8 protein-coding genes are annotated in these 8012 nt (G+C 65.6%); 7 read left to right on the top strand and 1 reads right to left on the bottom strand.

What is annotated here, in order from left to right; genetic code table 11:
- Positions 1–1033, bottom strand: a 1033-nt coding sequence (locus QZ281_RS09240) for a histidine kinase dimerization/phospho-acceptor domain-containing protein (RefSeq protein ID WP_292227483.1), incomplete at its 3' end; no start/stop codon positions are given.
- A 534-nt stretch (positions 1034–1567) separates the two neighbouring features.
- On the opposite strand from QZ281_RS09240, the gene QZ281_RS09235 reads away from it, so the two are divergent.
- The 7 genes from QZ281_RS09235 to QZ281_RS09205 all read left to right on the top strand — a co-directional run.
- Complete coding sequence (locus QZ281_RS09235) at positions 1568–3502, top strand: methyl-accepting chemotaxis protein (protein ID WP_363297689.1); 1935 nt, start codon at positions 1568–1570, stop codon at positions 3500–3502.
- Positions 3502–3789: an STAS domain-containing protein gene (locus QZ281_RS09230; protein WP_292227481.1), complete on the top strand. Its 288-nt coding sequence runs from the start codon at positions 3502–3504 to the stop codon at positions 3787–3789. Before QZ281_RS09235 ends, QZ281_RS09230 begins: the two co-directional genes overlap by 1 nt.
- Positions 3786–4151, top strand: a complete 366-nt coding sequence (locus QZ281_RS09225; protein WP_201096350.1) for a response regulator — start codon at positions 3786–3788, stop codon at positions 4149–4151. Before QZ281_RS09230 ends, QZ281_RS09225 begins: the two co-directional genes overlap by 4 nt.
- A 27-nt stretch (positions 4152–4178) precedes the next feature.
- Positions 4179–6377, top strand: a complete 2199-nt coding sequence (locus QZ281_RS09220) for a chemotaxis protein CheA (protein WP_292227476.1) — start codon at positions 4179–4181, stop codon at positions 6375–6377.
- A 3-nt stretch (positions 6378–6380) separates the two neighbouring features.
- Positions 6381–6839: a chemotaxis protein CheW gene (locus QZ281_RS09215; RefSeq protein WP_201096353.1), complete on the top strand. Its 459-nt coding sequence runs from the start codon at positions 6381–6383 to the stop codon at positions 6837–6839.
- Positions 6836–7699, top strand: coding sequence for a protein-glutamate O-methyltransferase (locus QZ281_RS09210; RefSeq protein WP_292227472.1), 864 nt, complete (start codon positions 6836–6838; stop codon positions 7697–7699). The genes QZ281_RS09215 and QZ281_RS09210 overlap by 4 nt, the downstream gene beginning before the upstream one ends.
- On the top strand, positions 7696–8012 hold a 317-nt coding region (locus QZ281_RS09205; protein ID WP_292227470.1), incomplete at its 3' end, for a response regulator. The genes QZ281_RS09210 and QZ281_RS09205, both read left to right, overlap by 4 nt.

The raw sequence follows: 8012 nt of genomic DNA, 5'->3' as shown, positions 1-8012 counted from the left end.
GCCGGCGACGCGTCTCGATCAGCATCAGCGCCTGGCGGATGGCTTCGTCCACCGACACCGCTGCGCGTGCCGCATCGCCCTTGCGCGAGAAGGCCTTGATGTGTGAAACGATGCGCCCCATGCGTTCGGCAAGTTGGCTGATGTGCGTGAGGTTGCCGCGCACCTCGTCGATGCGGCCGCGCTCGGCAAGCTGGTTGGCGTTGTCGGACAGCGTGGTGAGCGCGGTGAGCGGCTGGTTGAGTTCGTGCGCCAGTGTGGCGGCCATTTCTCCCAGGGAGTTCAATCGCCACATCTGCTGCAGCTGCAGGCTGAACGCGTGGCTTTGATCCTTGGCCGCGTCGGCCTGGGTCTGATCCGCCAGGGACAGCACCGCATGTTCGGGTTCGATGTCGTCCGGCAGGATGTCGGCATGGATGATCAGCGAGGTGACCGTACCGTCCGGTCGTGTGGCGGTCCATCTGCGCTGGGGCGGCGGGTCCAGTATTCCACCTTCGCCGACCTTCTCCAGCAGGGCGGGGTGAAAGCCGCCGACGAAGGCTGAAAAGGGCTGGTTGGTGGCGGCCTCCGGGGCGACGGCCAGAAGCTCGGCGGCGACGGGGGTGATGCGTCTTATGTGGCCCCGGCGATCCAGGGTGACGATGGGAACAGAGGTCAGGATCGTGTCCAGAACCGCTTCGCGCACGAACAGGTCATGCGAGATCCGTCGCGACTGCCGCAACGCCTGGATCAGACGCCAGCAGACCTCGGCGATGCCCCATGAGATCAGGGCGAACAGGATCGAGTTGACGACAATGTCTTCCTGGCTGACGCCGCGCACCTGAACCACATTGGCGACGACGGCCAGACAGATGGCCAGGGTGACGGACCATCGCCCCGCCAGGAGGGCGGTCACCATGACTGCCGGCATCATCGGCAGGAAGTAGAAATGCCAGAGGCTTTCGAGGCTGGTTCGAACAAGAACAGCGACACCGACAGTGGTTGTTGCGATCAGCACGCCATGCCACCAGGGCTGACGAACCTGAGGCTCGGCCATGGGGCGTTGCCGCCCCGTGGAGCCCGCTGACCGCGCCCACGTCATGTCGGATCTCGCCCGCGCGAAATCATGTTGGCTCACCCGCTCGACACATTTTCGACTTTTTCCTGATAGCAGGCGAATTCTTAAGTGGAAACGCGGAGATAGCAATTACCGCAAAGCTTTTTGCCGCAGAATGAATTGTTCGCGATCACAATCAAATCGCGCAACCAGGTCAACCTTAACGTGCGTTAAGCATAAGTCGAGCATCGGCAGTAAGCTTGGCCATACCGCCGGTATTAATCATCGACTCATCCTTGGTTGGCATAGTGCAAAGCTTCCAAGGTCGGTCATGAATCTCTCTCCTATCCTTTGCGCGCTCGTCGCCCCAGCGGCCGCCGGTCCGGCCTGTTTCGGCATGATCGCTGCCCAGGCTGGGAATGACGGCGTTCGGCCTTCTCGAAATCCCAAAGACAAAAGTCCTTCATCGGCTGAGGCGCGGCTTCTGGCGGGTGTCTCCGTTGGCGTGCGTTTGATTAATCAGGGTAGTCTGCATTGAAATTCCTGGAAAACCTCTCCGTCAGCAGAAAGCTGTTCGTCGCCTTCGCCGTGGTCCTGGGGGCCATTGGCGTCATGGGGGCGGTGATCATCGCGAACATCCTGACGTCTGAGCATGCGGGCGCTGCCCGCAGCGCCGAGAACCAGATCAACCGCACGGCGGCCGTCGCCGAACTGGCCCTGATCGAACAGGAGAACGCCTATCGCGGCTTCCTGCTGTCTCAGGACCCCTATTACATCGAGCGTCTGGACGGGCACCGCGCCAAGTTCCGCGCGGCGCTGGACGAGCTGAGGACCAGCCTGCCGACCGCACGTGTCGGGTCTGTGGACGTCGCCGAACGCGCAAACGCCGCCTGGTACAAGGACGTGGTCCAGGTCGGCCAGGTTCTGGTCCGCGACGGCAAGAGCGGCGAGGCCGAGCAGATGGTCGGCCGCAAGGGCATAGCCGACGGCTATTTCCTGCCGATGCTGAACGCCATCGACGAGATCAAGGCCGACAACACCGCCGCGCTAGACGTGGTCCGCAAGGCCCAGAACGACGCCGCCAACAATGTCATGATCGCCGTGATCGCGGGCATGGTCGCCGCCCTGATGATCGCGCTGGTCGCCGGCTGGGTCGCCAGCCGCGCCATCGTTAAGCCGATCATGACCATGGTGGGCTATATGAAGACCCTGATGGCGGGCAATACGGCCATCGAGGTCGCCGGGGTTCGCCGCAAGGACGAGTTCGGCCAGATGGCCCAGGCGGTCACCGCCTTCCGCGACGCCGCTGTCGAAAAGACCCGTCTGGAGGCAGAGGCCGTGGCCCAGCGCGCCGCCGCCGAACAGGAACGCGCCGCCAACGAAGCCGAAAAGGCCCGTCTGGCCGCCGAGGACACGGTGGCCCTGAAGGCGCTCGCCGCGGGTCTGACGGCCCTGGCCGAGGGCGACCTGACACACCGTTTCACCGCCGATGTGGCCCCACGCGCCGAACGGCTGAAGAACGACTTCAACTCGGCCATCGCCCAGTTGCAGCAGGCCGTGTCGGTGGTGGTGTCCAATGTGTCGGCCATCCGGTCGGGCGCGGGTGAAATCTCCCAGGCCGCCGACGACCTGTCGCGCCGCACCGAACAGCAGGCCGCTTCTCTGGAAGAGACCGCCGCTGCGCTGGATCAGATCACCGCCACGGTGAACAAGACCGCCTCGGGCGCCAAACAGGCCTCCAGCGTGGTTCAGGTCGCGCGCGGCGATGCGGAAAAGAGCGGCGTGGTGGTGCGTGACGCCGTCTCGGCCATGACCGCCATCGAGAAGTCTTCGGCCCAGATCGGCCAGATCATCGGCGTGATCGACGAGATCGCCTTCCAGACCAATCTGCTGGCCCTGAACGCAGGCGTCGAGGCCGCACGCGCGGGCGATGCAGGACGCGGTTTCGCCGTCGTCGCCTCCGAAGTGCGCGCCCTGGCCCAGCGCTCGGCCGAAGCCGCCAAGGAGATCAAGGTCCTGATCTCCGCCTCGACCGGACAGGTCGGCGCAGGCGTCAAATTGGTCGGCGAGACGGGGCAGGCCCTGCACCGCATCGTCGATCGGGTCGCCGAAATCGACAGCCTGGTTACGGAAATCGCCGCCTCGGCCCAGGAGCAGGCCGTGGGTCTGGCCCAGGTCAACACCGCCGTGAACCAGATGGATCAGGTCACCCAGCAGAACGCCGCCATGGTCGAACAATCGACCGCCGCCAGCCATTCGCTGGAGCAGGAGGCCGAAACTCTGCAGGCCTCGGTGGCGCAGTTCCAGGTCGGCGAGACAGCCCATCGCCTGCCTGCCGCCACACCCGCCCGCGCCCCCGCCTACGCCCCGCGCCCGTCGGAGCGCACGGTTCAGGCCATGCGGACCATTGGACGCGGCGGGGCGGCCCTGCAACCGCAAGTCATTGAAGATGGATGGGAAGAGTTCTGATGAGCGATACGCCGCCCGTTGTTCTGACCTTGTCGCCGGTGCTGGATCTGAAGGCGGCCGAGCCTCTGAAAGCCGAGCTTCTGGCCCACCGCGGGCGGGTGCTGGTGGTGGATGCCTCGGGCGTCGAACGGCTGGGCGGCCTGTGCCTTCAGGTGCTGCTGTCCGCCCTTAGCTTGTGGCGGCGCGACGAAATCAACCTAAGGTTAGCATATCCGTCCGATAGTTTCTCCGAGCAGTGGGCCGCTTTCGGCGCGCCCGCGTTCGATTCCGAGGGGGTGCTCGCATGAGCAAGACCGTTCTGACCGTCGATGATTCACGCACCATGCGCGACATGCTGCTGCTGGCGCTGGAGGAGGCGGGCTACACCGTCATCCAGGCCGTGGACGGCGTCGACGGGCTTGAGACCCTGGCCGCCAAGGGCGCCGACGTTGTCATCACCGACATCAACATGCCGCGCATGGACGGCTTCGGCTTCATCGAGGGGATGCGCGCCGATCCGAACCACCGCACCACGCCGGTCCTGGTTCTGACGACCGAGAGCGACGCCGAGAAGAAGTCACGCGCCCGCGCCGCCGGCGCCACGGGCTGGATCGTCAAACCGTTCGACCCGGTCAAGCTGGTCGACGCCGTGCGCCGCGTCGCGGCCTAGCCCAGACAAGAGGTCGGACACCGCGCCATGGACGCCTTTGAAGCCATCAAGGTCACCTTCTTCCAGGAATGCGACGAACTGCTCGCAGAGCTGGAATCGAAGCTGATGCTGCTCGAACAGGGGCAGACTGATCTTGAGACGATCAACGCCGTCTTTCGCGCCGTTCACTCGGTGAAGGGCGGGGCGGGGGCGTTCGGGCTGGAGGCCCTGGTCCGGTTCGCCCACGTCTTCGAAACCCTGATGGACGAGCTGCGCGCGGGGCGCAAACCCTGCGATCCGGTGACCATCAAGACGCTTCTACGCGCCTCTGACGTGCTGGCCGACCATGTTCAGGCCGCGCAAGGGCTGGTCCCTGAGGTGGATGAAGCCCGTTCCGCCGGTCTGGTCGCCGAGATGGAGCTGCTGACCCATGGCGGCGAGGCGCCCGCGCCTGTGGCTGAGGAAGAAGACGATTTCGGCTTCACGCCCATGGCGTTCGACATGGCGCTGGATGAAGTCTCAGTCCCGGTCCCCGCCGTCGACCCGGTCGCCGCACCTGCGGGCTGGCGCATCGAGCTGAAGCCGCATGGCCGCATGTACGCCAGCGCCAATGAGACGGGCCTGCTGTTGCGCGAACTGGGGCGGCTTGGCCCGACCACTGTGGTTCTGGACGACAGCCAACTGCCTGCGCTGGATGAACTGGCGGTCGAGGAAAACTGGCTCAGCTGGACCGTTGAACTGCACGCTGCGGTCGACGAGGCGGCGGTGCGTGAAGTGTTCGACTTCGTCGAGGCCGACTGCGACCTCACCATCACGCCGCTGGGCGCATCCGCCGAAGCCGATTTCGTCTTTCTGGACGATGGGCCTGCGGTCCTGCCCGCGAGCGATGAACTGGACATCGCCGCCCTGCTGGCCCGCGTTCAGAGCGAGGCGCCTTCCGAACCGCTCGCATCGCTGTCGGCGCCAGAACCTGCGCCGGTCGTCGCCGCGCCAGCGCCAACGCCCACACCTGCCGCACCTGCTGCGGCCAGTGCGCCGGTCGCGCCTGCGCCCGTGACCATTCGGGTCGATCTGGATCGGGTGGACCGGCTGATCAACGCGGTGGGCGAACTGGTCATCCAGCAGGCCATGCTGTCGCAACGGGTTCTGGAAAGCGGTCTGGCGCGGTCGTCCGGCATTGCCCTGGGTTTGGAAGACCTGGAGCTGCTGACGCGCGAGATTCAGGACAGCGTCATGGCCATCCGCGCCCAGCCGGTGAAGTCGGTGTTCCAGCGGATGCCGCGTCTGGTGCGCGAAGTCGCCGACATGACGCACAAACAGGTGCGTCTGGTCACGGCGGGCGAGGACACCGAGGTCGACAAGACCGTGGTCGAACGTCTGGCCGAACCCATCACCCACATGCTGCGCAACGCCATCGACCACGGGCTGGAGACGCCTGCGGAACGGATCGCGTCGGGCAAGCCTGCAGAGGGCGTGGTTCATCTGGCCGCCCTGCATCGCTCGGGCCGCATCGTCATTGAGATCAGCGACGACGGGCGCGGCATCAACCGCGAGCGGGTCCGCAAGATCGCCGTGGACAAGGATCTGATCGCCGCCGACGCGGTGCTCAGCGACGAACAGGTGGACAATCTGATCTTCCTGCCCGGCTTCTCGACCGCCGACGCCGTGTCGGACATCTCGGGCCGGGGCGTCGGCATGGATGTGGTCAAACGCTCGATCCATGCTCTGGGCGGCCGCATCTCCATCAGCTCGGTTCCGGGCAAGGGCTCAACCTTCACCCTCAGCCTGCCGCTGACGCTGGCGGTGCTGGACGGCATGGTCACGACCGCCGCCGAACAGACCCTGATCGCGCCCCTTCCGGCCATTGTTGAAAGCCTGACGCCGCAGGCCGCAGACCTGCACCATGTCGGCGGTCTGGACCCGGTGATCCGCTTCCGCGACACCTATGTGCCGGTGGTGGACGTGGCGATGGTGATGGGCTTCCGCGACGTGCCGATGGACCCGACCCAGGGCATCGCAGTCATCGTCGAAACCGAATCCGGTCAACGCGCCGCCCTGCTGTTGGATGCGATCCAGGGCCAGCGTCAGGTCGTCATCAAGAGCCTTGAGACCAATTACCAACAGGTGGAGGGCGTCGCCGCCGCCACCATTCTGGGCGATGGCCGGGTCGCCCTGATCCTCGATGTCGACAGCCTGGTCGCCATCCGCCGTTCCGGCGTCCGTTCCGACTTCAAGCTGGCGAGCTGAACCATGACCGAAGCCAACGACACTGCAAATCGTGAACTGATCGCCTTTCGTATCGGCGGTCAGGAGTTCTGCGTCGACATCATGTCGGTGCGAGAAATCCGGGGCTGGACCCCGGCGACGCCGCTGCCGCGTTCGCCCGGATACATGAAGGGCGTCATCAACCTGCGCGGCACGGTCCTGCCGATCATCGATCTGGGCGCGCGCTTTGGTCTGGAGACCTCAGAGCCGACCGCCCGCCATGTGATCATGGTGGCCAATATCGGCGGCCGCACGGTGGGCCTGCTGGTCGACGCCGTGTCCGACATCCTGCAGATGACCGAGGCCTCGGTGCAGCCGACGCCCGACGTCGCCAGCGAGCATGTGAAGTCCTTCGTGAAGGGCATCTTCTCCATTGATGGGCGGATGATCAGCCTGATCGAGCTGGATCACGTCCTGCCCGAACGTGAGGCCCAAGCCGCATGACCGCCGTCGCCGGCCGAGGTTCCCTGGTCGAAGGCGAGTTCGTCTTCACCGCCGAGGATTTCAGCCAGATCGCCCAGATGCTGCATGCCCATGCAGGCATCGCCCTCAGCGAGGGCAAGGCCGCCCTGGTCTATTCCCGTCTGGCCAAACGGCTGCGGGTTCTGGGCCTGCGCAGCTTCAGGGACTACTGCGCCCTGATCGAGGGCGTGGACGGGGTGGATGAGCGTCAGAAGATGACGGCGGCCCTGACCACCAATGTCACGCGTTTCTACCGCGAGCCGCACCATTTCGATGACCTGCGCGACCGGGTCATGCCTGCCCTGGCCGAACGGGCGCGGGCGGGCGGGCGTGTGCGGCTGTGGTCGGCGGCCTGTTCCAATGGGCAGGAACCCTATTCCATGGCCCTGACCGTGTTGTCCGTCCTGCCCGAGGCGGCGGATCTGGACGTGCGCATCCTGGCCACAGACATCGACCCGAACATGGTCGCGCAAGGTGCGGACGGCGCCTATTCGGAAGAGGCGCTGGAGCCGGCGCCTGCCGCCCTGTGGCGCCGCTATTTCGACCGGGCCGAGGGCGGACGTTGGCGCGCGGGCACCCAGTTGAAGCGTCTGGTCGCCTTTCGAGAGCTGAACCTGATCGGCAACTGGCCGATGAAGGGCCGGTTCGATGTCATCTTCTGCCGCAACGTGGTCATCTATTTCGACGATCGGACGCAGGAGCGGGTGTGGACGCGCTTCACCCCCGTGATGACGCCCGGCGCCACCCTCTATATCGGCCATTCGGAACGGGTCACGGGCCCCGCCGCCAGCCAGCTTCAGACCTCGGGCCTGACCACCTATCGTCTGGGAGCAGGGGCGTGAGCGCGGCGCGCGTGCTGGTCGTCGACGACAGTCTGACGATGCGCAACCTGATCTCTGCGGCCCTGCGTCAGGACCCGGACATCGAGGTCGTCGGCACGGCGGCCGATCCGATCGAGGCGCGCGCGGCCATCAAGGCCCTGAACCCCGACGTCATCACTCTGGACGTCGAGATGCCCAATATGAACGGGCTGGAGTTCCTCGAAAAAATCATGCGGCTGCGGCCCATGCCGGTGGTCATGGTCTCGACCCTGACGGCGGCGGGCACCGACGTGACCCTGGCCCTGGACTGCGCGGCCAGTGAGTTCTATGAAGA

Origin of the sequence: Brevundimonas sp. (assembly GCF_018608325.1) — a bacterium.
In the GTDB taxonomy this organism is placed as follows: domain Bacteria; phylum Pseudomonadota; class Alphaproteobacteria; order Caulobacterales; family Caulobacteraceae; genus Brevundimonas.
This window is presented reverse-complemented; position numbering and strand designations above follow the sequence as displayed.

Coding starts and splice junctions, on each gene's coding strand:
- QZ281_RS09230 (WP_292227481.1), top strand. CDS start 3,502: ATGAGCGATACGCCGCCCGTTGTTCTGACCTTGTCGCCGGTGCTGGAT.
- QZ281_RS09225 (WP_201096350.1), top strand. CDS start 3,786: ATGAGCAAGACCGTTCTGACCGTCGATGATTCACGCACCATGCGCGAC.
- QZ281_RS09220 (WP_292227476.1), top strand. CDS start 4,179: ATGGACGCCTTTGAAGCCATCAAGGTCACCTTCTTCCAGGAATGCGAC.
- QZ281_RS09215 (WP_201096353.1), top strand. CDS start 6,381: ATGACCGAAGCCAACGACACTGCAAATCGTGAACTGATCGCCTTTCGT.
- QZ281_RS09210 (WP_292227472.1), top strand. CDS start 6,836: ATGACCGCCGTCGCCGGCCGAGGTTCCCTGGTCGAAGGCGAGTTCGTC.